Source organism: bacterium (genome assembly GCA_021159335.1).
Taxonomy (GTDB): Bacteria; UBP14; UBA6098; order B30-G16; family B30-G16; genus JAGGRZ01.
In genome coordinates, this window is sequence record JAGGRZ010000096.1 from 1 (window position 1) to 1,244 (window position 1,244).

Annotated in this window: 1 protein-coding gene; it reads right to left on the reverse strand. The window is 44.1% G+C overall.

Annotated features, from left to right (window positions below; all coding sequences use genetic code 11):
* Nucleotides 1-194: 194 nt before the first annotated feature.
* Nucleotides 195-1,244, reverse strand: a 1,050-nt coding sequence (locus J7J62_05605; protein ID MCD6124629.1) for a T9SS type A sorting domain-containing protein, incomplete at its 5' end; no start/stop codon positions are given.

Consider the following 1,244-nt stretch of genomic DNA (forward strand, 5'->3'; position numbering starts at 1 on the left):
AGAGCATTAAGCATCAAGGAACTTCTCTTTTTGGGAGCATTGCCATTCGTCCCGGTCGACATCGTGAAGGTATTTCTGGCTTCTATGCTGGCGTTTGCGTTGAAGCCGAATGATGAGGGGAAAGTTTGAATCGCGGGGAAAATCTGAATCGCGGAGACCGCGGACAATCGGATACCGCGGAGGTTGAGGTTTTTTTATTTTATCACCACGAATTTCGTTACGGCTTTTCGTCCTCTTTTGTTTGAAACTGCGAAATAGATTCCCGGGGCGGGGTTAAGTTTAACCGCTTTGTTGCCGCCCGAAATTTTCGCCACCACATTCCCGCGGATATCGTAGATTATTATACTATGCCGTGATGAGATATTTATCGTGCCACCATAATACACTGGATTAGGATATATATCTATACCTTCAACGTCATGCCTGTAATAACTGCCACCATCATTAACACCACTCGAATCAAATAAACACTCTATTATATCAACACCCGTTAAACAAACCCTATACGCATAAACATAACGCCCTCGCTTGGCTATAAATCGATATGGACCAGGTATATAACCCACAACTTCAAATGATAATGTGCTGTCAAATCTAAGAACCGTTATGCCAGTATATGCTGTATCATCCCCGCACAATATTAAGTAATTCCTGTCAAAGATTAGTTTACAATAGCCCATCGCACTTCTTTTCCACCTCCTATACCGCCCTATCTCCCTGAAATACCTTCTCCCCAGATCAGAAGGATTGGTGGAGGGTTGCAAAAGAACCAAATAATGGTCTGTAAGCGCCGCCAAAAGATTCATGCTGTCGCTGTAGCCTATGGCGGTTACCCCTGAAAAATCCCAGTCATACCCGCACCAATAGCCAAGCCATTCAAGAGTATCATAACCAGGCGGTGAATGCAAATGCAGCTTACCTGCTATCAAAAAAGGCGAGGGTTCCGAATGAGTAGTATCAGCAGAATAGACCAATTGACCCATAAAATATATGCTATCAGAGCTTATGGACATTATAAACCCCCCACTCCTACCGCCACCATCACCAATTAAATGGCGATCCCGTGTCCTTTCTGGATGTGTTTCCACAAAAAGTGAGCTAACCCTCACAACCGAATCAGGAGAATGCAAATAGTATACACCATCACTGAAAACAAACCCGCCGAAAAACTCGTGAAGCCTCTCTGACGCCCTACCATGTTTCATATAACCCCTCGGAATGATAAGATTAGAATCTGATGGATC